Here is a 23,609-nt window from a genome sequence, read left to right on the forward strand (position 1 = left end):
GCCATTTAGCTTCTAATTCTCTTTTCATGTTTGAGCTTGACTTAGCCTTTGCAATTTCTTGCTCTATTTTCTCGTGCCTTTCTGTTGCTCTTGCCTTGCTGCCGATTAGTCCAAACTAAAGTATATTGGTTCAGGTGGAAATATTGTCGTTGATTCGGTACGTGCGGATAGTATCGGCGGTAGAGGTGGAGATATCAGATTAGATGCTAGTAAGACAGTTAGGGTGACAAGTGCTTTCTCGGTTAATGGTAAGGACTATAGTCTCTATACTGACTCAGTAGACGACGCTTCTGCTGCGAAGGGTGGGACTGTCACGATTCTGCATAGCTCTGGAATAACGAACACACTTTCACTATCACCCTTTATTATTGGAGATGCAAGTGTAAATGGAACCTTTGCTGGCGTGTCAGATGGCGTTTTAGGGCTTGTGACAAAGTCGGGTTCAGTTCATACAATTTCAGGAAGGTACACGTTTGACAATATCAAAATCATTGCTCCAGAAATTTTAGCGTCAGCAAATCCTCTAATCCCTGTAGAAAATATCAAAGATTTTGATATTTTTATTGGCTACGTATTTGACACCATTACCCTAACTGCTCGCACGGCTGCTTTTATTGCAGAAGGAACCCCAGGATTTACATTGCAACAGTTAATAGATATTGCAAAAGATGCTCCAGGCGGTGAAGTACTTCCTTCCCTAGATCAAAGTAATGCTCAGAAACTTCTTAATAATGGATTAGATCTCTATATGTACTTGTACGATATAACTACCCCTAGAACTAAGGGACAATTTATTGCTCAATCGTTAGCTGAAACTGGAAGTTTTCAGAATTTTTTTGAGATCTCAGGTCCAGGGCGAGGTCTTTTACAGCTAACTTTAGATGAAAATCTTGAGAGATTTGGTGAATATGTTGGAATTTCAGGTTTGTCAAAAAGGAAAGATATTGTAGCAAGTAACCTTGCATTAAATATTATGAGCGCAATGTGGTTTTGGTCCGTATTTGGCAAGGGGGGGAGTGAAGATTTAAATGCGATCGCGCAAAACGATCCACCAAATGCAGTTACGGTTGAGAAAATCTCCCGAATAGTTCGTGGAGATAGTCGTGATCCCAATGACCCGATACCAAATGCTGCTCACCTCCCAAGAAGGATAGAGTATTTTACAAATGCAGTAAATGTCCTAAGTATTACTTAGCTGGTTCTAGTGGAATGTTAGGAAATAAGATTGGATCGACAGCATAGCGAAAATCATCACATTCTTTTAATCCACCTTCTCTATGCCTAATTAGATCAAGTTTATCACCACCAATTTTATAGGTAGATATAGTTCCACAAGAACCTTTTCCCATATAAATACTCAAAGTCCTTTCTGCTGACTTAAAGAGATGCTCCATAGCAGGGGTGACAGTACTTTGGATATCTGTCAAAGCAACATAACCATTTTCTCCTATAATTGGCTTTCCACTTTTATAACGAGCAATTTTGGGAATATTCAGCAATTTGTAATTATATACATGATCTGATTCGGCGATCAGAAAGAAATTCAGTGCAAGGGCATATGCTCCTGGCCGGCAAGCTAGCTCTAAAAAGTATTTCTTATTATCAATTTTCCATAATCTAGAAGAAAAGTAGGCTGTATCCTTTCTGGCATCTATTGACTTACAAGCACCGAGTTTATCTTTGTTTTCAAAGATATAATTAATAAATTCTTCCCTTTTTGATTCATCTGACAATTTTGAATCTACTCTGCGCGTCAGTTCATCTGCTCTATTTATTTGTTTAAATCGATTTATTGCGTAGTAATTCTGAATACCCTCTTTCAACACTACTGGAGTAAATTCTTTTCCTGATAATATTGACAAGTTGAATTCACTAGAAGACGGCATTCGCAATCGGTAGCCATATTTCTCATCCATTCCTACAAACGAATCTTCTCTCCAACCCAACTGGGCTTTTCCCTCAATTTTTAAACTACCATCCTTCTTTGCTATTTTGATAAATGCAGGAACCTGTCTGTTGTTCTTGTCAGCACAGACACTAACTTTATAGTTTTGAGTATCGGCATAGACGATGGTTTCACCAACATCATCACAAGTTTTATCGTCTTTCAGTTCGCTGATATCTCCCACTTTCAACGCTGGCTTCTGCTCGTCAGTCTTTACAGGCTGCGTACTCTGCGCTATTGTCATTGACCGCTCTTGAGTTGCCAAAGCAGGGGAAGGTATCTGAGCCAAGTTTGTTGGGTTTGTGCCACATCCAGCAACAGTGAACCCAATACCTCCAAACAGCGATACTAAATGCAATAGTTTCATATCAAGTTGATTAGCTTCTTTGATACGATCTATTTTAGATGATTCTCACAAATAATAGACAAGTACACTCTAACAATGTTGGTACGGGTAGATTCGACAAAGATGACATCCATGCGATCATCAGCCCAAACTGAACATCATCAGGATTCACACCGATCGATCGCAGATAAACGGCAAGCCTCTCTTGTTGCTGATGCTCTTGAGTAGCGCCGCTTCAGTATCATTCTTAAAGCTGTGCTTGGCGTAACTACCCAAGATCTGAATACCAGTCAGTCCAGTAGCGATTGTCTTGAAAGACTTTACGGCACATGGAACTCGAATTCCATTCTGTCGTAAAGTCAAGTATGAATGGTATTATACATTTCATGAATATTGGGTTATGTGGCGGTCATCGCACGGGAAAGTCAACCTTAGCCAAGGCGATCGCAGATCGCATCGATAAACCATTTGTGGGCACGACCACCAGTCAGGTTTTCCAACAAATGGGGCTAGATCCAGCCAAGCCTATGGATTTTCCTACGCGGTTGCGCGTACAGCATCAGGTTTTACTCGCCGCAGAACAAGTATGGCAAGCAGAGCCAAACCCATTCATTACCGATCGCACGCCGATTGACATGATGGCATACACCCTAGCCGACATTCAGGGAACCACAGAAGTAAATTTTGTCGAGCTAGAAGCCTACATGCAGCGATGTTTTGTCAGTGCTAATCAGTTCTTTTCACAATTGTTCGTCGTACAACCTGGGATTCCGCTCGTATATGAGGTAGGGAAAGCCGCGCTCAACCAAGCCTACATCGAACACATTCATACCTTGGTGTTGGGATTATGCAGCGATCTGCGCCTTACCTGTCCGTTTTACTGCCTAGAACGCCAGGTAACTGACTTGGAGGAACGGATTCAAACAATCCTTACAGTTCTTGAGAATCTAGGTGATTGCCAACCCACAAAATAGCGAAGGTTAAGAAGCAGTGTTCTGGTACTTAACCTGATGTCTTTAAATCATAGAAGCATATTGTATGGGCAGTGTATTGACATCCTTTTTATGGAGTTCTTGGGCAGCGCGATAAGGCCAGTAAGGATCTCGCAGAAATTCTCTCGCCAAAAGAATAATATCGGCACGATGATTGCGAATGATTTCATCTGCCTGCATGGCATTTGTGATATAACCTACCCCTGCTGTGGCAATTCCAGCTTCCTTGCGAATTCTTTCTGAAAGAGGAATCTGCCAGCTCGCACCAAATGGGTATTGCTTATAGTCAGATGAATTGAACCCAGAACTACAGTCGATCAAATCTACGCCTTCAGCTTTGAGATGCTTCGAGAGTTCCACCGAATCTTCAATCGTCCAGCCCCCCTCTACCCAATCAGAACAAGACAAACGTGCCGCTAAAGGAAGCCGTTCGGGCCATACTTCTCTGACTGAGCGCGTTGTCTCTAAGGCAAAGCGAATGCGGTTCTCAAAACTGCCACCATAGGCATCAGTACGTTGATTTGTAAGTGGGGAATAGAAGCTATGTGCCAAATAGCCGTGAGCAAAATGGAGTTCTAGCCATTCATAGCCTGCTGCTAAACTCCGAATCGCCGCTGCCCGAAAGGCATCTTTGACTGTTTGAATATCCTCAAGGGTCATTTCCTTAGGAACTCGCCACAGTTTATCGCCAAAAGCGATCGGACTCGGTGCTAGAGTTTCCCAGCCACCTTCTCGATCTGCGAGCGAGCTATCTCCCTCCCAAGGGCGTTGGGCACTGGCTTTGCGACCAGCATGGGCAATTTGAATACCCGCGATCGCACCCTGAGATTTTAAAAACTGATTAATGCGTTGTAAAGGCTCAATATGGCGATCTGACCAAATGCCTGCATCTCCTGGCGTGATCCGTCCGCGTGGTTCTACCGCTGTAGCTTCCGCAATTACCAGTCCTGCGCCGCCTGATGCCCTCGCCCCTAGGTGAACGAGATGCCAATCATTTGCCATTCCCTCTTGAGAACTGTACTGACACATTGGGGAAACCCCAATACGGTTGCGCAGGGTAATGTCTTTAAGTTGATAGGGTTCAAATAAGTGTGGCATGAGTTTTTATTCCTACTAGCTTTATTCAATAGTTCGATTTTATTGAATGATTAGACTATAAACGAGCTAGTGAAATAATGCAACCGATGAAGTGTCTGGGGATACGGCGATCGCGATTTAACACTCAGGATACTCGATGATGCCCAAATTTCAGGATCGCAAGTTCTTTAAATATTGCGGCGCGATCGGGGCTTCTTATATATCTGGGTAGGGATACGCCGAAATTATGGCAAAAGCAACGGCATTTTCTGGTTTCTTTCCATTGAAGTGGTTGGAATAATGAGCGTTACTTGATTTCTTCTCACAATTCCGATTTATACAGAAAGCAATATGGCTAACCGTCTTAAGTGCTCGCAATGCGAAGGGGAATATATCTATCGAGTTAGACGCCGCTTTTGGGACAATTACATTTCTATTTTTTGGATTTTTCCCTACTATTGTTCAGACTGCGGTCACAGATTTTATGCATTTGGTCGCAAAAATGGACAGAAAATGAGCCGGACATTCCCTATCCATTTTTAAACGATAGAAACAATAAAATTTCCCCCCTTAAAGAGTTCAAGGGGGCTGAAGGCGCAAGTAGGAGATATAGCGTTTCAGATTTTATTAATTGCTAACTAATGTTAAACAGATTTTTGTAGCAGTTCTACTTTGTCAGTTTTTTCCCAAGGTAAATCTAAATCAGTACGTCCTAAGTGACCGTAGGCAGCAACATCCTGATAAAAACGCCCACCACGCTCGCCTGGTAATTTCTGTAGATTAAAGTTCTTGATAATTGCCGCAGGACGCAGATCGAAATGATCTTTCACCAGTCGCAACAGGGTTTCATCGGGGACTTTACCTGTGTCAAACGTATCAATATGCAGACTTGTGGGGCGTGCCACACCGATCGCATAGCTAATTTGCAATTCGCACATGGTTGCTAAGCCAGCCGCCACAATATTTTTGGCAACATAACGACAAGCATAGGCAGCACTACGATCTACTTTCGTGGGGTCTTTGCCAGAAAATGCACCGCCACCATGCCGAGAGTAACCACCATAGGTATCGACAATAATTTTGCGTCCTGTTAGACCTGAGTCACCTTGAGGTCCACCCACCACAAATTTGCCCGTTGGGTTGACTAAAAATCTAGTTTCTCGATCGGGAAAAACCTGAGAATCTGCAAACACAGGCAGGATCACTTTTTGCCAGAGATCAGCTTTGATTTGTGCCTGTACTTCTTTTTCGTCCGTCACGCCATCGATCTCAGCCGTATGTTGGGTTGAGACTAAAATCGTGTCGATCGCAACGGGGACGCCATTTTCATAGACGATCGTGACTTGGGTCTTGCCATCAGGGCGCAGGTAAGGCAATGTCCCATCTTTGCGAACAGCCGCTAGTTGACGCGCAATGCGATGGGATAAAGCGATCGGCATGGGCATCAGTTCGGGGGTTTCGTTACAGGCAAAGCCAAACATAATGCCTTGGTCACCTGCACCGATTGCCTCTAAAGCCGCATCGTCATCTAACCCTTCTCGCTTTTCCATGGCTTCATTAACGCCTTGGGCAATGTCAGGGGACTGCTCGTCTAGGGCAAGTAAAACCGTACAACTATTGGCTGAAAATCCGTTTTCGGCATGGGTATAGCCAATTTCAGCAATCTTTTTGCGGGCAAGCTCTACAAAATTCACATGGGCTTTGCTAGTGATTTCACCCGTGATCAAAACCAAACCTGTGTTGACAACGACCTCAGCTGCCACACGCGATCGGGGATCGGCAGTAAGCAGGGCATCTAAAATTGTGTCTGAAATTTGGTCACAAATTTTATCAGGGTGACCTTCTGTTACAGACTCCGATGTAAACAAGAAGCGACCAGTCAAATGTTTTTCCTCCGAGGCAAATACACGAACTTTATTGCACCCATGCAACATAGCATAGGTATTCAGAACACTTTAGCAAAATTACCTATGCACGCGTAGTAATGCTTTTTCACAGGATTTATAAAAGTTTGGTGCGTAAATCATGAGTTTTCGATCGCATTCTGCAAAGCAGCAGATATCAATTTCCTGATGAATATGTCATGCTAGGCAATATAATTGCGAACTTGTAACCCCGCCCTATTGAGACTACTGACCTCAAGTTACAACCAATGTCTCAACCTTTTCAACTCTATGCATCTTCTCTCACTGCCATTGAGAAATTGGTATTAGTGCAGTCTGACACCCTATATCTGGCTTTTTCAGTGAGACAGGTGCAGGAAGTATTGTTAAAAGCCTCTGTAACCAAACAGAAAACTAGTAGCGTTACACAATATAAAGACCACATTATTCCAGTTATATTCGGGCAACATGCTTGCCCAGAAACGGCTGCCATCTCTCTTGTTCTATTGCAATCAACCATGATTAAGGGCGGTTTGTTGGCGATCGCTTGCTCAGTACTGCCGAAACTAACGGAGATCGCTCCTCAAGACTGGATCGAGGTTCCCGCCCTACCCGCACCCTGGCAATCTAACGGCAAAGGTTGTGAATTCGAGCAGATTACCTATACCTTCACATCGGGAATCGGCAAAGGCTGAATAATTCTTTCGCTCTATTTTGTTTGTGTAACGCGCCAACTGAGTTTGAGATTAATCCAAAAATTCCAAATCGTCACCAGAGCGATCGCGATCAGATTTGCCAAATACTGATTGATCTTGAGGTAGTTATAAAGAAAGTTCAAGATTACGACATTCAGAAATACGCCTAAAAGGCAGACTAAGTTAAATTTGATAAAGCGTTTGAGGCGTTTACTCCAACCAGTCTGATGGCTAGAAATATCTCGAAACGTCCACAGGTCATTCCAGAGAAAGTTATTGAGAATCGCAAACTCAGCTGCAATCACTTTGCTACGCGTTAAGCCCCAATGCAATGTGGTTGGATCGCTGAGCAGATAAAAAATTGCCATATCGACAAACACACCACTAAAACCCACCAAGCCAAACCGCAAAAAACGCTTGATGGGCAAGCCATATTTTTGTCTAAATCTTGTAACTCGCCCGCGTGATCGCAGTTTCAACAGATGCAAAATATATTCCACATATTGCTTCCAAGTAACTTTGCTCTCACCCGCTTGGCGTTCTTGAAACACATAGCCAACTTCGGCAATTTCGCCCACATTGCCGCGCCCTAAAACCTCGATCAAAATTTTGTAACCAAAGGGGTTCATCTCGCAGCCTGCGATCGCACTGCGACGCACCATAAAGTAGCCACTCATGGGGTCAGAGACGCGCCCAATCACTCTTGGTAAAATCATTAGCCCTAGCAACTGCGCTCCACGCGAGAGCAGACGGCGCACAAAGCCCCAATCGCTTACACCACCACCTTCTATATGCCGACTTGCTACTGCCAGATCTGCCCCTTGCTCGATCGCTTGTAATAACTTCAGTAAGATCTCAGGAGGATGTTGCAAATCACCATCAATCACACCCAAGACATCACCTCGCGCAATCTGCCAACCCCGAATAACAGCGGTAGAAAGCCCCTTTTCCTGCTCGCGGCGCATTACCCGCAAATGCGAAAACTCAGGAATTAGCTCCTGTGCAATTTTCCAAGTGAGGTCGGGACTATTGTCATCTACCACGATCAGTTCGTAGTTATTAGGAATGAAGCGATCTAGTAAGTCCGTTAGGATTCTGAGAATATTCTCGATGTTCTTGCTTTCATTAAACGTGGGAATCACCAACGAAAAATAGCAATGCCCGTGCGTTGAGTTCGCAGAAAGCTCCTCAACTTGCAAAGCTCCAGATGGTACGGTTGCGAGAATATCAGTCATGATCGGTTTAGATTTTCTTAATATCTAACATCGTCTGAGGTCAATAAAGCCTTAACATAATGTAAAGGTACTCATGCAGAATGCGCGATCTTGCCCCTATTTAAACGGGGATTTTCCAGCAAACCGATCTGCTTTAGCTACCTTAAAAGCACTGGTATAACAGGAACAATTAACGTTAATGAGCCGGCAAATTAAGCAAATCGCACCTCACGGCGGCACACTGGTCAATCGCATCGTATCAGATCGGCAGCGGGAGGAATTTTTCAGCAAAGCAGATTTTTTACCTAGGGTGAGACTGTCTGAGCGATCGCTGTCAGATTTAGAACTCATTGCGATCGGTGGGTTTAGTCCCTTGACTGGGTTTATTGGCAAGGCAGACTATGAGTCTGTAGTCGTGAATATGCGTCTAGCCAATGGGCTACCTTGGTCAATTCCGATTACATTACCTGTAACTGAAGCCGAAGCTGAGCCCCTAAATATTGGTGCGACGATCAGACTAGATGACCCTAACGGTGAATTTATTGGCATCCTCGAATTGAGCGAGAAGTACACCTACGACAAACTCAAAGAAGCTTTACATGTTTACCGTACCAATGAAGACCGCCACCCAGGCGTTAAGGTGGTCTATCAGCAGGGAAATGTTTATTTAGCTGGGGATGTGTGGCTGTTATATCGTCGACCTCACGGTCTTTTTCCTACCTACCAAATTGACCCAGCCGAGTCAAGAGAATTATTTTTGCAAAAGGGCTGGCGCACCGTGGTAGGTTTTCAGACCCGCAATCCCATCCACCGCGCCCATGAGTACATCCAAAAATGCGCTTTAGAAATTGTCGATGGTTTGTTTTTGCATCCTCTAGTCGGAGCCACCAAAAGCGATGATGTGCCTGCCGATGTGCGGATGCGATGCTACGAGATCATGCTCGAACATTACTATCCTCAAGATCGGGTGATTTTGGCGATTAATCCAGCTGCAATGCGCTATGCAGGCCCCCGCGAGGCGATTTTTCATGCACTTTTACGTAAAAACTATGGCTGCACCCATTTTATTGTGGGGCGCGATCATGCTGGGGTAGGCGATTACTACGGCACCTACGATGCCCAGTATATTTTTGAAGAATTTGAGGCACACGAACTTGGCATTATTCCTTTGATGTTTGAGCACGCCTTTTTCTGTCTGCGCACAAAGACCATGGCTACGACCAAAACCAGCCCCAGTTTGCCAGAGGAACGCGTGCATCTCTCAGGTACAAAGGTTCGCGAAATGCTGCGACGTGGCGAAAGCCCACCCCCTGAGTTTTCTCGCCCCGAGGTTGCCGCAGAACTAGCCAAGATCATGCATGCCATGGCGATCGAAGAAGCAAAAACCGAGTTTCAAATTTAACCTGCGGTTCAATCAACCCAAATATCAAATTAAGAAAGGGTTAGAGGTTAGGCCTCAAGCCCTTTTTTGTGCTTTAGTGCAAGCAGTGGGTGAGATCGCAACTTTTGTGAATTCTTGATTGGGCACGATCCCATACCGTAGCTTTAGTGAATCGCGTCCTGCAAGGAAAGGGCAAAAGAGCTAAGATTTTTAAATGGTTAGAAGTTTAGGCGCGATCGCAGGGCAAGCCTTAGAGCGAGGGTCAGATCAAACGTAAATGCTGAATATAGTCGAATGTATAAGCAAGAATTTCAAGTTACTACAAACTATATCAACAACTTTTATGATGGCTCCATTCACGATTTAGTGTTTTTGGACTTGGAATGGTGTCGAGATTTTCGCAAAGAAGGGTTAGTGAATAACATGATCTTTGGCTATACCATCACGCGGATCTTAGAAGGTAGTAGCGAACAACATATAAAAATTCAGTTTATTGAATCGCGCCAACAAGAAAAACAAATCCTAGAAGATATTCTGGCTGATATTCAGTTTTTGCAGGGAAAATATTTTGTGGGATATGGAATTTCAACCAGCGATATTAGTTGCCTCAGAAAGAGGATATTTGATATGCGATTGCCCTTACATGTCAGAGAAATTAAGATACTCGATCTGCAAACAAAGAGTCGCAAAAAAGACCTAAATCAAGGACTCAATAGTTTATTTGAACATTTAGGTATTCAAATCAATAAAAAGATTAAAGGGGAATATGTCTATCGCAATGGTATTAAGGTATTGCGCAAAGAGATCGGTCACGAGCAGGTCTTAAACAATATTTATGAGTATTGTTTAGAAGACGCAACCAATTACTTCAACATTGTCACAAACTGGCAAGATCGCTTTCCATTAGTCCATCAAGCCAGTCATGTCACCCTACCACTTCGGTATAGTAATTAAACATAATAGATAAAAATACGCGATCGCAGCAGTCAAAACTTTCATGACAACTTCCCAGAAAATATTCTCAAAACCTGAATAGTTGTTCGATCGGACATACCATCAACTGCGCTCCTTGAAAAATCAAAACTTCCACCCTTTGATTCCATTCCCACTAGTTCCACTGATACAACGAACCATGTCAGATTCTTTAAGTGATTCGCCAAACCCAACAACGCACGATCGCTACATTGCCTTTATCCAGCAAACCATTACCGATATTAATACGGGCAAACTGCTGTCCAAGGAACATGTCTATCGCATTCTCAGCGATCGCCTAGAATCTGGAACGGGTGAAATCTTTGAGCGTGCGCTTGAAGAACAAACGAATGTGCTTCAGGCGCAGCTTGCTGCCCAAACCGACGAAGTCAAGCAAGCCAAGGTCAATCATAAAATCCGCGCTCTCAAAATTCTCAAAGATGCTTGGTCGCAGTGGCAAAAAAACTATCAAGTCCAAGATACCTGTGCTAGAGGTTTACAGACAATTCTCAAAGTAGAACCTCAAGAACGCCTATCTACGTTAATTCAAGTTCTCGACCCCAATCGTACGCCAGCCTTTGAACGCCAACATCTTCAACTGCTGGCGCAATTGTTGCAAAAATCAGCCGAAACCTTGCCAGAACAGTCTGAAGCCTTTGAACTGCGACAGTTTGCCCAAGGTCTAACCCGTGGCTTGGCTGACTTCGATCGCTTGGAAGGTTCCCTCGTTACGTGGCTGTATGGCGCACCCGCACAGGTTGGGTTTGAACCGACTAAAGTTGTTGGGCCTTGGCAAACTTGGTCGCAACAGGTTACGAGCCCTTTACCCAGAGAACTATTTGCGGGGCAGGCAAACAATCAATCAGCGGCAGCGATCGCCCAAGCACAACCGAGTATCGATGTCAGTGCTTGGGTTGAACTTTTAATCCTCCTGCAATACTTACAAAATGGTTTGGTGCGATGGTTCGATCGACAGCCCTATAATGCTCAGATCGGTCTACATATGGCGGGTGTAACCTTCGTTGCTTTTGCCATGATCTGGGGCGAACTCAATCAAGGCTTCCAACAGGCACAGCAGCTATCTGCCCGCGATCGCCAAACCCTCTCCAAAATTTGTTTCCGAATTAGCCTACAGATTTTGCGAACCTTTGCCCAGCGCGAAAATTTTCCACTCTATGGGGGCGTGTTTGCTTCCTTTTCGGGTGAGAGCTTCCGAGAAACGATCAACTACCTCGATCGCCCTCTCAAAGAATCTGAGAACACGCAGGAAAAAGCAAGAATTCTCACTGTTTTAGGCTATTCGCAAGCTTGGATGGGCGATCGCGAACGAGCGATTTCGCTCCATCAAGAAGCAGTCAACCTTGCCCGTGAAGTCGGCGATCTTCGCTGCGAAATCGCTAACCTCAATCATCTCAGCCGAATTTGTCTGTATCAAAAAGATTTCAGTATGAGCGAATCTCACGCACAAAGAGCCACGATCTTAGCGAGACAAACAGGCGATCGCCAAGGCGAAGCGAATGCTCTTGCCAACTTGGGCTATAGCGAAGTCACGCTCGCGCGGCAACAGGAATCCGTAACACCAGAAGACCTAGAAACCGCGATCGGTCATTTGGAACGGGGACAAAAACTATCCGAGAAGCTCAACGATCGGCAAAATCAGGCACTTTGTTGGGTTGGACTCGGCACTGCCTATGTTGCACTCCAGCAGCCAAGCCAAGCGCAGTTGGCTCTGGAGCAAGGATTGGCTTTAACCCTTCAGATCGGCGATCGTGATTTACAGGCCCTCAGTCATGCCAATCTCGGCGAGGCACTCTATCAGCTCCATCAACTGGAGGACGCAGTTTATCACGCCTGTTTGGGAATGTATCTTTTAGAGCAGCGGCATAGTAAGGCATGGCAGCAATCTGCGGCTTTGATCGCGATCTTGCAAGGCAAACTAGGTGCGGAGAATTTCTTTAGTCTATTACAACAGTTGCGATCGCCATTGATTTCCCAAATCGGTGTGGATGGATTTGACCACCTGCCAAATTTGATTGACCTCTATCGTCAAGGTTAGTTCGCTATCTGTGTTTAGGTGTACGCCATCCCATTGTGTTATTGCATAGAAACTACAAATTGCTATGGATGCGATCGGTTGCGAAATCACGAGTTTACCTTCAAGATGAGTGGAGAGGCGGGGTACCTATAATGGATTTTACCGTATAGCCGTCGAGCATCTTGCTCTCTGCGTCAAGGCGATCGCCCCACATAACTTAAATAAACTATTCACTGAATACCTGTTGGCTAATAACTATGTCTGAAAACCTACCTATTCCCGTTATTGTTGCTGGTGCGACTGGCAAAATGGGACGAGAAACGATCAAAGCGATCGCCAATGCCCCAGATATGACCTTGATCGGTGCGATCGATCGCACCCACATTGGTGAAGATATTGGCGAAGTGGTGGGGATCGGTGCTTTAGAAATTCCTGTGACCAATGACTTAGAGGTAATGCTTGCCCAAGGCGCGCAAGAGAAGCAACTGAGCGTGGTCGTAGATTTTACACATCCTGACGGGATTTACGATCGCACGCGATCGGCGATCGCTTATGGGGTGCGTCCTGTAATCGGCACGACGGGCTTAACCGAGGCACAAATTCACGACCTCACGATCTTTGCCGATAAAGCTAGCATGGGCTGTTTGATCGTGCCCAACTTTTCGATTGGCATGATTTTGTTGCAACAAGCGGCGATCGCAGCGAGTCAATATTTCCAGCATGTGGAAATTCTCGAACTGCACCACAATCAAAAGGCAGATGCCCCTAGCGGTACGGCGGTTAAAACTGCCCAAATGCTCTCAGAATTGGGTAAGACCTTTAACCCCCCTAGCGTCGTCGAAAAAGAGAATTTTGCTGGGGCAAGAGGCGCTGTGGTGGGCGAGAATATTCGCCTGCATAGTGTGAGATTACCGGGGTTGTTGGCGCACCAAGAAGTGATTTTTGGCGCACCTGGGGAAATTTATAGCTTGCGTCATGACACCAGCGATCGCGCCTGTTATATGCCCGGGGTACTCTTAGCAATAAGGCGGGTGCTGCAACTAAAGTCGTTGGTTTATGGTCTAGAAAAATTGTTGTAGGTTCGGTTCGGCTTTGCTCCCCAAATGAGTATGGAATAGTGAGCAGAGCTGCACCATGAAAATTGACCCACACTTGACGCTTCCAGTCAGTAGGATAATACTGAGGGTTATGATGAGATCTATGTAATCTAGCGTTTTAGGTATGACTGACCAAGCTACCCATAAAATCTATGGAATCGGAGCGCACAGACTTGCAAGTTTGCTGCGATCGCTGCCTTACTTAGTATTTGGTTTTGCTACGTTTACGATGATTTCTCGCATCGAGTTAAACCCAATTCTCAGTGCTTACTTAATCTTGCTGGAGGTGCAGACTGGCATTGCCTTGATTTTCTTTATTCAAAAGAAGCTGTCAAAGCGTGTCAACTAGTAAAATTCCTAGAAGCTCAAAATTACACTCATATTTTTAGGATCGCTACACTTTATGAAATCGAAAACCGCCGCCATTTTGCTTTGCTGGTTTTTGGGTGGAATAGGCGTACATAAGTTTTACTTAGGGCAAACAGGTGCAGGTGTACTCTATCTTCTCTTTTGCTGGACATTTATTCCAGCCATCATTGCCTTTTTTGAATTCTTTATGCTGATCTTTATGTCAGATGCGGAATTTAACCAAAGATTCAATGGAGCCCCAGCAACCAATGCCATGAATTCGTTTTACTCTGGCGGTGCCGTTTCGGCAGCCGATGCGACCAAGGCGCTATCCGATCTCAAAGGGCTGTATGATTCTGGGGTGATTACGGCTGAGGAGTATGAAGAGAAGCGTCAGAAATTACTTAAGCATCTATAAAGGCTTCGCAGTTCTATCTTAAACATTAGTGCCCATGTCAAAGTCTCCTTGGTTTCAGCAAACACCTAACTGGGTTTGGTATTCGTTCATCCCTTACTTTGGTGGATTATCGCTTGCCTATGCGGGTTCTAAAGCCAATGCGCCTACTTGGATCGGGGCGGGTGTAGGTTTAACTGTCATTTCATTCAGTATCGTGTCATTACCCACTGCAATTTTTACGCCCATATTTTTCGCGATTTGGGGCTGTCAAGTGGGGCTGGCTTTTTACTTAAAGCGATCGTTTCTGATCAAAACCTATCCTCAAGACTTGGCACTTCCAGCAGATCTGAGTTTGGCAAAAAGCCTTGCGGGTAGTCGTTCTAAAATCGACATCAATGCTTGCTCTAAAAATGACTTGGTGAATGGATTGGGCTTACCGATTGTCTATGCCAACGATATCGAGTCTTTACAGAATGAGGGCTATATTTTTACTAGTGCCGAAGAACTTATAGAAGTGGTGGGAATTCCACCCGCAACGATTCAACGCATTGAGCCATTAATTACGTTTAGCTATAACTACAGGCACGAAGCAGCGTTCTCATGGAAGCGCCTCAATGTACTCTCCGCCAGCGAATTGGTGGAAGTGGGGCTGACACCAGATGTTGCCGAAGCGATCGCTGCCGAAAGACAGCGACGGGGAGAATTTCGATCGCTCATGGATGTCAAAAAACGAACGGGTTTACCCTTGAGTTCCTATCGCCAACTTATGTAGATTTTGTTTGAATAGATTTTGCGTGAATTTCTCGATCGCATGTTAGAACCTTTATTCAATTCCTATCACCCTCTATGAACGATCGCCCCATTCTGTCTGTCAATCAGTTACAAGTGGACTTTAAGAGCGATCGGGATATCGTTCCTGCGGTCAGAAGTGTCAGTTTTGAGTTGATGCAAGGACAGACCCTAGGGATTGTCGGCGAGTCAGGTTCGGGTAAGTCGGTTACAGCCCTAGCGATTATGGGGTTGCTAGCCCAAACGGGGAAGATTACCCAAGGTGAGATTCTATTTGATACGGGTACGGAACAGGTCAACCTCGCTAATATGCCCTCAGAAAGAATGCGGCAGTACAGAGGCGATCGCATTTCCATGATTTTTCAGGAGCCCATGACTTCTTTAAATCCTCTGTTTACCTGTGGCTATCAGATTATCGAGGTGCTGCAATTACATCAGCATCTTAGCAAGCAAGCCGCTACAGGCAGAGCGATTCAGCTATTTACCGAAGTCAAACTTCCCAATCCCGAACAGATGATCAAACGCTATCCCCACGAGCTATCGGGCGGACAGTTGCAAAGGGTGATGATTGCGATCGCGATTTGCTGCAATCCGATGATTCTGATTGCCGATGAGCCGACTACTGCCTTAGATGTCACCGTGCAAGCCAAAATTTTAGACTTGTTGCGCCAACTTCAACAAGAACGGCAGATGTCCATCGTGTTTATCAGTCACGATCTGGGCGTGATCGCGCAAATTGCCGATCGCGTCGCCGTCATGTACAAAGGACAAGTCGTAGAGTTTGGACAAACCCAAGCCATTTTTAGGGAACCTCAACATTCCTACACCAAAGGATTGGTTGCCTGCCGACCCCAACCAGCGCTGCAACTCAAGTATCTGCCCACGGTCAGCGACTATATGGAAGAGGTGAACGGCGAAATTATTGCCCTAGAGCCCAATTCCCCTCGCATTAAGGAAGTGGTGACCCTCGCCGATAGTGAGAATCGTTTGAAAGCCTTGGAATCTCAACCCGCTTTACTCAAGGTCAGAGATTTGCGCGTTGACTTTCCCATTCGCGGCGTTTGGGGTGAAACGCGACGCTATTTTGTCGCAGTCAACAACATTAGCTTTGATGTTTATCCCGGCGAAACCCTAGGACTCGTAGGTGAGTCAGGTTGCGGTAAAACCACTACAGGTCGGTCAATTTTGCGCCTGATCAAGCCCACGGGCGGCGATGTCTGGTTTGAAGGCAAAAATGTCACCACTATGGGAGCAGAAGAACTGCAAAGACTGCGTTGCGAAATGCAGATTGTGTTTCAAGATCCCTATGGTTCGCTCAACCCGCGCATGAGCGTAGGCGATGCGATCGCGGAACCTCTAGAAATTCACGCCCATCAAGAACAGTTTAAAAGTTATCAGTCGGCGCTCAACCGTAAAAACCGCGTTGCCTATCTTTTGGAACGGGTAGGACTCGATCGCAGTGCCATGCGTCGCTATCCCCATGAATTTTCGGGCGGGCAACGGCAGCGGATCTGTATCGCCAGAGCCTTGGCACTCAATCCTAAGCTGATTATTGCCGATGAGTCGGTATCGGCGCTCGATGTATCGGTACAGGCACAGGTGTTAAATCTCTTAAAAGAGTTACAGGCAGAATTTGGATTGACCTATATCTTTATTTCCCATGATTTGAGCGTGGTGAAGTTTATGAGCGATCGCATTGTCGTGATGAACAAGGGCAAAATCGAAGAAATGGGTGCTGCCGATGCGATCTATAACCATCCCCAACAGCCCTATACCCAAACCCTAATCGATGCTATTCCCACGCTCGATCTCGCCACGACGGAATAAACCGCTGGCGAATCAAGTAGGGTAAAGCATTCAAGTATCAATTATTATGCACTCAATGGAGTCTAAATCGTTTTCATGAAATATAACCAACTCGGCGAAAGTGACTTAAAGGTGTCAGAGATTTGTCTTGGCACGATGACCTACGGACAGCAAAACACGATCAATGATGCCTATCAGCAACTAGACTACGCGATCGCGCAGGGGATTAACTTCATCGACACCGCTGAGATGTATCCCGTGCCCCCTCGCCAAGAAACGCAGGGCTCAACCGAGTCCTATATTGGGGAATGGTTGGCGCATCAACAACGCGATCGCCTCATTCTTGCCACCAAAATGATTGGAGCAGGACGTGCTTACAAATGGATGCGAGATGATTCTCAATCTGCGCTCAGTCGCCAAAATATCCTGCAAGCCGTGGATGATAGTCTCAAACGCTTGCAAACAGACTATATCGACCTCTATCAGATTCACTGGCCCGATCGCTATGTGCCCATGTTCGGTCAAACCATATTCGATCCGACGCAGGAACGGGAATCGGTTCCCATTGCCGAACAACTAGCCACGTTTGCCGAAGTGATGCAAGCAGGGAAGATTCGCTATTTGGGCGTGAGTAATGAAACTCCCTGGGGTGTATGTCAATTTAGTCAAGCGGCAGCTCAGTTGAAGCTGCCCAAGATTGTCTCAATTCAGAATGCTTACAACCTGCTCAATCGCGTCTTTGACTCAGCTCTAGCGGAAGTTTGCTATCGCGAAAAGGTGGGCTTATTAGCCTACAGTCCTCTAGGATTTGGAACGCTCTCAGGGAAGTATTTACAAGCTCCTCCCGCAGGCGCGAGGTTAACGGAATTCCCAAATTTTGGACAGCGCTATAACAAGATCAATGTTAAAGAAGCCGTGGGTGAATATGCCGCGATCGCGAAGCAATATCAACTCTCCCCATCCACACTAGCTTTAGCCTTTGTCCGCAGCCGTTGGTTTGTTACTAGTTCCATTATCGGAGCTACAACCCTAGAACAATTACAAGAGAATATAACCAGTGTGAATACCACCCTCACGCCAGAGATTTTGGCAAAAATTGATGAGATTCATCGTCGCTATCCCAGCCCTGCGCCTTAATAACCTTAATGTAGCAATCCTAACTGAGTTGTTATTAATTTGTAGTACAGGCATTTTGCCTGCAAGGACTGGAAGCCCATATACTCAAAAAAACTGTGATGCCAGAGTTAGTTCTTCAGAAGTAGCTGAGCTGAATCTCTACGAACAACTGGACGCACTCATGACCATGCTAAAGGTAAGAGCCCACGTCGCCCAAAACCATCAAGGCACTTCCAGCGTTCCCAACCCAGCATGACTTCCTACATTTCTGCTGCACTGCGACAATTAGTGTGCGATCGCGAATCCAAATTGGTTCACATTCCTAACTTTGCGATCGCATCCATTGCCGCTTGTTTTTCAGCTTCCTGTTTATTTCCGCAAGGTTTTGTACTCGTACCATAGAGTTCTGCATCCACATAGACCTTCGCTATAAACTCAGGCGCGTGATCTGGACCTCCCACTCTCTCAACCTCATACCTAGGATTTTTATGAAGCTTCGCTTGCACCCATTCTTGAAATCGTTTTTTTGCATTAGAATCTCCGCGGGATTTGAGGATATCCTCAGGAATGAGGTCAAACAACTGATGAATTAAAGGTCTGATTACATCAATATTCGAGCCTTGATCTAGGTAATATGCTCCCACTAATGCTTCAAAAGCACTACTTAAGAGATTATCATTTCGAGATTTTCTTTCTTTCTCTGCTCCTTTTCCAAATCGAATTTTGTGCTCTAATCCCATGCTTAAAGCGAACTCGGCTAACTGTTGCTCATCGGTGAGGGCACTACGATAATCATTTAAGACGCCTTCAGCCTCAGTTGGATAACGAGCGTAGAGATAAGAAGCACACAAGAAATTTAAAATCGCATCTCCCAAAAACTCTAAGCGTTCGTTATCTTGAGATTCCATTGGATTCTCGTTAGCATAGGAGCTATGGGTAAGCGCCATATTTAAGAGTTTTGGATCGCGAAAGGTTAAAAGCTTTAGCAGTTCCATGTTAACTTTCTCAGCAAAGATATTACCTCAAGCATAAATCAACTATGAACTTTGGCAGGGAAGTGCGATCGCAGTGGTTATTAGACCGAAACTGTATTTTTCTCAATCATGGCGCGTTTGGCGCAACACCCAAGGTCGTGATGGAAGCGCAGAACGCATGGCGGCAGAAACTGGAATCGCAACCTTTGCTATTTATGCAAGAACTCGCAACCCATATTCGCGCGGCTGCCAACGAACTCGCCCAATTTGTTGGTGCTAAAGGCGAAGATTTAGTCTTTGTGGACAATGCCACCGCAGGCGTTAATGCTGTCGTGCGATCGCTAGATTTTTCGCCCCAAGATCGAATTGTGGTCACCAGCCACGGCTACGCCGCCGTGCGTAAAACCCTGACTTATATTAGCCGCCGCACGGGAGCCGAAATCGTCGAAGCCAAGGTTCCCTTCCCGATTCACAGCGAGCAAGAAGTTATCGAAGCGATCGCGCAGGCTTTAGATCCCAAGGTCAATCCCAACGTGAAACTTTTGGTGCTCGACCATATCACTTCTCCTACTGCCCTGATTTTCCCCATAGCAGAATTGGTCAAACTGGCAAAGGCACAGAATATTCCCGTGCTGGTTGATGGTGCGCACGCCCCCGGTACGCTCCCCCTCAACCTAGTCGAACTCGATGCTGACTGGTATGCGGGGAATTGCCATAAATGGCTCTGCGCCAATAAAGGCTGTGGCTTTTTATATGCCAAGCCCTCACGCCAAGCCGACTTGCACCCCAATGTAATTTCCCACGGATTTGATAGCGGGTTTCTAGCCGAATTTGACTGGACGGGGACGCGCGATCCTAGTGCTTGGTTAACCGTTACTGATGCGATCGCCTTTCACCAACATTTAGGCAGCGATCGCGTCAGAGAGCACAATCACAAATTAGTTTTATGGGCTGCGCAAATGTTAGCCACAACATGGCAACAAACCCTCCCCGCACCTGAGTCTATGCTCGGTGCAATGGCTACGATTCCCCTCCCACCGCAGGTTACATCAAAGTACGCCGTCAGCGACTACCAAAAACTCCATGACGAAATTTTAGCGAAACACCAGATCGAGGTGCCAATTATTCCCTTTGGCGATCGCCTGTGGGTGAGAATTTCGGCACAAGTTTATAATGAAGCTTGGGAGTACGAGCATTTAGCCGCAGCTTTCAGGTAATTAGGGATCTATAATGACCAAACATTACTCATTTTCTAATCGTTTAGGTGGTTTGTAACCGTGCCAAAAGTAGGCATTATTTTTAACGATGCAAAACCCACTGCCCAGAGAGTCGCACTGGAAATGCAAACTTGGTTTGATAAGCATGGCTGGCAAACTGTCTTAGCAACAGGTAGTGGTGGCATTTTGGGCTATGCCAAGCCTGACAGTCCCGTTTGTCATACCCCGATCGACAGTTTAGTTCCCCATGGCTTCGATCGCAGCATGGCCTTTGTGGTGGCGTTGGGTGGCGATGGCACAGTTCTATCCGCCTGTCGGCAAATTGCCCCCTGCGGGTTGCCCCTGTTAGCGATTAATACGGGACATATGGGCTTCTTGACCGATACCTATTTGACCCACTGGGAAGAAACCCTCAGCCAGATCGTCGAAGGGAGATATGTGGTCGAGCAGCGATCGATGATGGCTGTCCGAGTTTACGATCGAGAAGGTCTACTGTGGGAGGCCCTGTCTTTAAATGAGATGGTCTTACACCGCGAACCCCTCACAAGTATGTGTCATTTTGAGGTCAAAATTGGCAGACATTCCCCTGTAGATATTGCAGCGGATGGGGTGATTATCTCAACACCTACAGGCTCAACGGCTTATGCCCTATCTGCGGGGGGCCCCGTGATCGAGCCAGGCATTCCCGTATTTCAACTTGTGCCGATCTGTCCGCATTCCATGGCATCTCGGGCTCTGGTGTTTGCCAATACCGAAACGGTGATGGTTTATCCTGCCAATCAGCATCGCTTAGTGCTGGTAGTTGATGGCAATGCAGGTTGCTATGTTTACCCTGACTATCACATCAAAGTCGAGCGATCGCCCTATCCCGCCAGATTAATCCGATCGCATCATGGTGAGTTTTTCCAAGTTCTACGCGAAAAACTCGGTTGGGGCTTACCACACATTTCTAAACCCACCTCCGTCGAGTTACCTTAGGGAGGAGAATTGGCAACACCAGCAGAATACGAAATTAAGATCAAATCGCTGCAATGGGATGGGTTGCGATCGCTGTGGGATAATATTGAAAAGCGCAACACTCCAGAATGGGAAGCTGGCAAAGCTTTTGAGTACTTAGTCATACGAGCATTTCAACTCGATGGTGCGGAGGTAAGATATCCTTACAGCGTGGGACTGTTTGACGAAGAGATTGAGCAAATTGATGGCGCTATACATAGTTCTGGGCTTTCTTGTTTAATTGAAAGCAAAGACTTTACAGACAAAAAAGTTGACATCGCACCTATTGCCAAACTCCGCAATCAACTTTTACGCCGTCCCGCAGCAACAGTTGGATTAGTTTTTAGTCGAACAGGCTTTACAGATCCAGCTCGTAATCTTTCACATTTTGTGTCTCCACAAGCAATCCTGCTGTGGGATGGAACTGATATCAAGCATGCATTAGATAAGGAAAATATCTGCGAATTATTAGTCCTGAAATATCGCGTATGTGTAGAAGATGGACTTCCTGATTACAACGTTATAGAGAGAGAGATCCCATGATTGCCTACATTATCTGTGAAGGTGCTTATGATAACCAGCTACTCAAAGCTGTTCTTCCACCGCAATTACTCAAGCAAGTAGAAGTCGTTTCTGCTGGTGGAATATCCTCTGTTAAGTCACTTGCACGTTCTCTCGTTGTTCGTAGGCAAGCACCAGTCGCTATTGTTGTTGATGCAGATTCAACAGTGCCAGAATTAATCCAAATGCAAATTAGAGATATTACGGAAATAGTTGAAAGCGTGTCTGTGAATACTCCAGTCAAGGCTATACTTTTTGTACCTGAAATGGAAGCTATCTTTTTCCAAGATCCTGAATTGCTCGAAAGATTACTTGGATATCGTCCATCCCAAGATTTGCTCGGTCTGGCAGTTTCTCAGCCACGCAAAGCATTGGAGCAAATGCTTGCTCAGTCAGAAAAAGTCCATAATCAATCGCAGTTGATCGATCAATTAGCGCATGAAAATCTTGAGATATTGCGCAATGCTCCAGTTATTCAAGAGCTAATCCATTTTCTTGAGTCAGTACGCGAACCAGTAAAAGTTCTATAAGCCCTTGTCGAGTCACCAGTCTAACAAATCACTTTTTTTATAGGGTTCTCGTTCTAGTTATTGCCAAATCTGGTTGACCCGATCGCCGATCGCTAATCCCTGCTCGTATGTTTCAGCCAAAACTGTGACATGACCTAACTTGCGACCGACTTTAGACTGGGTTTTGCCATACCAATGAACGTGGGTATTTGGAAGTTGTGCTAAAGCTTGACGTTGTAAGGCATAATCAGAAATCTTATCTTCAAATCCTAAAAGATTAATCATGACGGCTACGGGACTGGTCATGGCGATGCTACCTAGTGGCATTCCACTGACAATCCGCAGCAATTGCTCAAACTGAGAAGTAGCGCAGGCTTCGATTGTGTAATGCCCTGAGTTGTGCGTGCGTGGTGCGATTTCATTGACGCTAACTTTACCGTCTTTGGTGAGAAAGAATTCTATCCCAAACACTCCGATCGCATTCAAACTGGTCAACATTGTTCCCGCGATCGCTTCCACTTGTGCTGCTACGCTTGGCTGGATTCGAGCGGGAGCAAGCACGCGCCGACACACCTGATTTTCTTGCTCTGTTTCTACGACAGGATAGATGGCTACTTCTCCAGATTCCGATCTGACTGCAATGGTGGCTAACTCTCGCTCAAAGGGAACAAATTCTTCTAGAATCGCTGCTGCCTTTGCCATGCTTGTCCAAGCTTCTAGTAGCTCGGATTCGGATTTTACTACCCATGTGCCCTTGCCATCATAACCATTTCGTCTTGCCTTCAGCACGAGTGGATAGCCCAGCGATCGCGCGGCAGTTAAGAGTTCTACTTCACGATCGACTTGAAAAAACTTGGGCGTAGGAATGCCTTGTTGCTGAAAATGCAGTCGTTGCAAATATTTATCTACGCAAGTTGTTAGTGTCTCTAGGCTGGGTAAGAATTTTACGCCTTGGCTTGCGAGTTTCTGGAGCTTCTCAATATTGACGAATTCATTCTCAAAGGTGATGACATCGCTCAATGCTGCTAATTGCTCAGTGGCGGCGAAATCATTGACTGCCCCTAAAACTAAGCGATCGGCAGCTCTAACCGATGCATCCTCTTGACTCCCAGCCTGTACGACCAATTGCAGATGGATCGGCTTCGCGGCGATCGCCATCATCCAAGCCAACTGACCGCCACCAATGACCCCAACCCGCTTTACTTTCAAATTTAAGTCCAAATTTAAGTCCAAATTTAACACCTTCAAAACCTAGGCAG

General features: G+C 45.7%; 24 protein-coding genes. 17 read left to right on the plus strand and 7 right to left on the minus strand.

The genetic code is table 11. The features are described 5' to 3' along the window. Positions 1 to 223: 223 nt before the first annotated feature. On the plus strand, positions 224 to 1,195 hold the full coding sequence (locus tag ACP2WE_RS19420; RefSeq protein WP_425217197.1) for a hypothetical protein: 972 nt from the start codon (positions 224 to 226) through the stop codon (positions 1,193 to 1,195). Here ACP2WE_RS19420 and ACP2WE_RS19425 read toward each other — a convergent pair. After that, positions 1,188 to 2,312, minus strand: coding sequence for a hypothetical protein (locus ACP2WE_RS19425; protein ID WP_425217198.1), 1,125 nt, complete (start codon positions 2,310 to 2,312; stop codon positions 1,188 to 1,190). The two genes, ACP2WE_RS19420 and ACP2WE_RS19425, sit on opposite strands and share 8 nt — an antisense overlap. Positions 2,313 to 2,459: 147 nt before the next feature. Then, on the minus strand, positions 2,460 to 2,654 hold the full coding sequence (locus tag ACP2WE_RS19430) for a hypothetical protein (RefSeq protein WP_425217199.1): 195 nt from the start codon (positions 2,652 to 2,654) through the stop codon (positions 2,460 to 2,462). Between the two features lie 2 nt (positions 2,655 to 2,656). Here ACP2WE_RS19430 and ACP2WE_RS19435 point away from each other — a divergent pair, with 2 nt between their 5' ends. Further along, positions 2,657 to 3,265, plus strand: a complete 609-nt coding sequence (locus ACP2WE_RS19435) for an AAA family ATPase (RefSeq protein ID WP_425217200.1) — start codon at positions 2,657 to 2,659, stop codon at positions 3,263 to 3,265. Between the two features lie 42 nt (positions 3,266 to 3,307). Here ACP2WE_RS19435 and ACP2WE_RS19440 read toward each other — a convergent pair whose 3' ends face one another. Together ACP2WE_RS19440 and metK are read right to left on the minus strand one after the other, a co-directional pair. Then, positions 3,308 to 4,381 carry an NADH:flavin oxidoreductase/NADH oxidase gene (locus ACP2WE_RS19440; RefSeq protein ID WP_425217201.1) on the minus strand — a complete coding sequence of 358 codons (1,074 nt, stop codon included), beginning with the start codon at positions 4,379 to 4,381 and terminating at the stop codon, positions 3,308 to 3,310. A gap of 623 nt (positions 4,382 to 5,004) precedes the next feature. After that, the gene (gene metK, locus ACP2WE_RS19445) at positions 5,005 to 6,243 is read right to left on the minus strand and encodes a methionine adenosyltransferase (protein ID WP_425217202.1); all 1,239 of its coding nucleotides are present in this window, start codon (positions 6,241 to 6,243) and stop codon (positions 5,005 to 5,007) included. Positions 6,244 to 6,512: 269 nt separating this feature from the next. Here metK and ACP2WE_RS19450 point away from each other — a divergent pair, with 269 nt between their 5' ends. Next, positions 6,513 to 6,938 (plus strand): hypothetical protein, encoded by a 426-nt coding sequence (locus ACP2WE_RS19450; RefSeq protein WP_425217203.1) that lies wholly within the window; start codon positions 6,513 to 6,515, stop codon positions 6,936 to 6,938. A 14-nt stretch (positions 6,939 to 6,952) separates the two neighbouring features. On the opposite strand, the gene ACP2WE_RS19455 is transcribed toward ACP2WE_RS19450, so the two are convergent. Beyond that, positions 6,953 to 8,173, minus strand: coding sequence for a glycosyltransferase (locus ACP2WE_RS19455; RefSeq protein WP_425217204.1), 1,221 nt, complete (start codon positions 8,171 to 8,173; stop codon positions 6,953 to 6,955). Positions 8,174 to 8,351: 178 nt separating this feature from the next. On the opposite strand from ACP2WE_RS19455, the gene sat reads away from it, so the two are divergent. The 10 genes from sat (at position 8,352) to ACP2WE_RS19505 (ending at position 18,349) form a co-directional block, all read left to right on the plus strand. Then, a complete protein-coding gene (gene sat, locus ACP2WE_RS19460; RefSeq protein ID WP_425217205.1) occupies positions 8,352 to 9,554 on the plus strand; it encodes a sulfate adenylyltransferase in 1,203 nt (400 codons plus the stop codon). Between the two features lie 273 nt (positions 9,555 to 9,827). Continuing rightward, positions 9,828 to 10,487 (plus strand): ribonuclease H-like domain-containing protein, encoded by a 660-nt coding sequence (locus ACP2WE_RS19465; protein ID WP_425217206.1) that lies wholly within the window; start codon positions 9,828 to 9,830, stop codon positions 10,485 to 10,487. A gap of 178 nt (positions 10,488 to 10,665) precedes the next feature. Beyond that, positions 10,666 to 12,561 carry a tetratricopeptide repeat protein gene (locus ACP2WE_RS19470; protein WP_425217207.1) on the plus strand — a complete coding sequence of 632 codons (1,896 nt, stop codon included), beginning with the start codon at positions 10,666 to 10,668 and terminating at the stop codon, positions 12,559 to 12,561. Positions 12,562 to 12,797: 236 nt separating this feature from the next. Further along, positions 12,798 to 13,619: a 4-hydroxy-tetrahydrodipicolinate reductase gene (gene dapB / locus ACP2WE_RS19475; RefSeq protein ID WP_425217208.1), complete on the plus strand. Its 822-nt coding sequence runs from the start codon at positions 12,798 to 12,800 to the stop codon at positions 13,617 to 13,619. Positions 13,620 to 13,761: 142 nt separating this feature from the next. After that, complete coding sequence (locus ACP2WE_RS19480; protein ID WP_425217209.1) at positions 13,762 to 13,986, plus strand: hypothetical protein; 225 nt, start codon at positions 13,762 to 13,764, stop codon at positions 13,984 to 13,986. A gap of 54 nt (positions 13,987 to 14,040) precedes the next feature. Beyond that, the gene (locus tag ACP2WE_RS19485) at positions 14,041 to 14,403 is read left to right on the plus strand and encodes an NINE protein (protein ID WP_425217210.1); all 363 of its coding nucleotides are present in this window, start codon (positions 14,041 to 14,043) and stop codon (positions 14,401 to 14,403) included. Positions 14,404 to 14,437: 34 nt separating this feature from the next. After that, a complete protein-coding gene (locus tag ACP2WE_RS19490) occupies positions 14,438 to 15,154 on the plus strand; it encodes a helix-hairpin-helix domain-containing protein (RefSeq protein ID WP_425217211.1) in 717 nt (238 codons plus the stop codon). Between the two features lie 74 nt (positions 15,155 to 15,228). Continuing rightward, positions 15,229 to 16,998, plus strand: coding sequence for an ABC transporter ATP-binding protein (locus tag ACP2WE_RS19495; protein WP_425217212.1), 1,770 nt, complete (start codon positions 15,229 to 15,231; stop codon positions 16,996 to 16,998). 75 nt (positions 16,999 to 17,073) lie between these two features. Next, positions 17,074 to 18,114, plus strand: coding sequence for an NADP(H)-dependent aldo-keto reductase (locus ACP2WE_RS19500; RefSeq protein WP_425217213.1), 1,041 nt, complete (start codon positions 17,074 to 17,076; stop codon positions 18,112 to 18,114). Continuing rightward, the gene (locus ACP2WE_RS19505) at positions 18,077 to 18,349 is read left to right on the plus strand and encodes a hypothetical protein (RefSeq protein ID WP_425217214.1); all 273 of its coding nucleotides are present in this window, start codon (positions 18,077 to 18,079) and stop codon (positions 18,347 to 18,349) included. Before ACP2WE_RS19500 ends, ACP2WE_RS19505 begins: the two co-directional genes overlap by 38 nt. Before the next feature lie 58 nt (positions 18,350 to 18,407). On the opposite strand, the gene rnc is transcribed toward ACP2WE_RS19505, so the two are convergent. Then, positions 18,408 to 19,088 (minus strand): ribonuclease III, encoded by a 681-nt coding sequence (gene rnc / locus ACP2WE_RS19510; RefSeq protein ID WP_425217215.1) that lies wholly within the window; start codon positions 19,086 to 19,088, stop codon positions 18,408 to 18,410. A 44-nt stretch (positions 19,089 to 19,132) separates the two neighbouring features. On the opposite strand from rnc, the gene ACP2WE_RS19515 reads away from it, so the two are divergent. From ACP2WE_RS19515 to ACP2WE_RS19530, 4 genes are read left to right on the plus strand one after another with little or no spacing between them, the layout of a single operon-like run. After that, complete coding sequence (locus ACP2WE_RS19515; RefSeq protein ID WP_425217216.1) at positions 19,133 to 20,284, plus strand: aminotransferase class V-fold PLP-dependent enzyme; 1,152 nt, start codon at positions 19,133 to 19,135, stop codon at positions 20,282 to 20,284. Between the two features lie 60 nt (positions 20,285 to 20,344). Next, positions 20,345 to 21,262, plus strand: a complete 918-nt coding sequence (locus ACP2WE_RS19520; RefSeq protein ID WP_425217217.1) for an NAD(+) kinase — start codon at positions 20,345 to 20,347, stop codon at positions 21,260 to 21,262. Between the two features lie 9 nt (positions 21,263 to 21,271). Next, entirely contained in the window at positions 21,272 to 21,823 is a 552-nt protein-coding gene (locus ACP2WE_RS19525) for a restriction endonuclease (protein WP_425217218.1), read from the plus strand. Beyond that, positions 21,820 to 22,371, plus strand: a complete 552-nt coding sequence (locus ACP2WE_RS19530) for a hypothetical protein (protein WP_425217219.1) — start codon at positions 21,820 to 21,822, stop codon at positions 22,369 to 22,371. The genes ACP2WE_RS19525 and ACP2WE_RS19530 overlap by 4 nt, the downstream gene beginning before the upstream one ends. A gap of 57 nt (positions 22,372 to 22,428) precedes the next feature. On the opposite strand, the gene ACP2WE_RS19535 is transcribed toward ACP2WE_RS19530, so the two are convergent. Continuing rightward, positions 22,429 to 23,559 carry a 5-(carboxyamino)imidazole ribonucleotide synthase gene (locus ACP2WE_RS19535; protein ID WP_425217220.1) on the minus strand — a complete coding sequence of 377 codons (1,131 nt, stop codon included), beginning with the start codon at positions 23,557 to 23,559 and terminating at the stop codon, positions 22,429 to 22,431. Positions 23,560 to 23,609: the final 50 nt, after the last annotated feature.

It is taken from the genome of Tumidithrix helvetica PCC 7403 (assembly GCF_965232925.1).
GTDB lineage: Bacteria > Cyanobacteriota > Cyanobacteriia > Pseudanabaenales > Pseudanabaenaceae > Tumidithrix > Tumidithrix helvetica.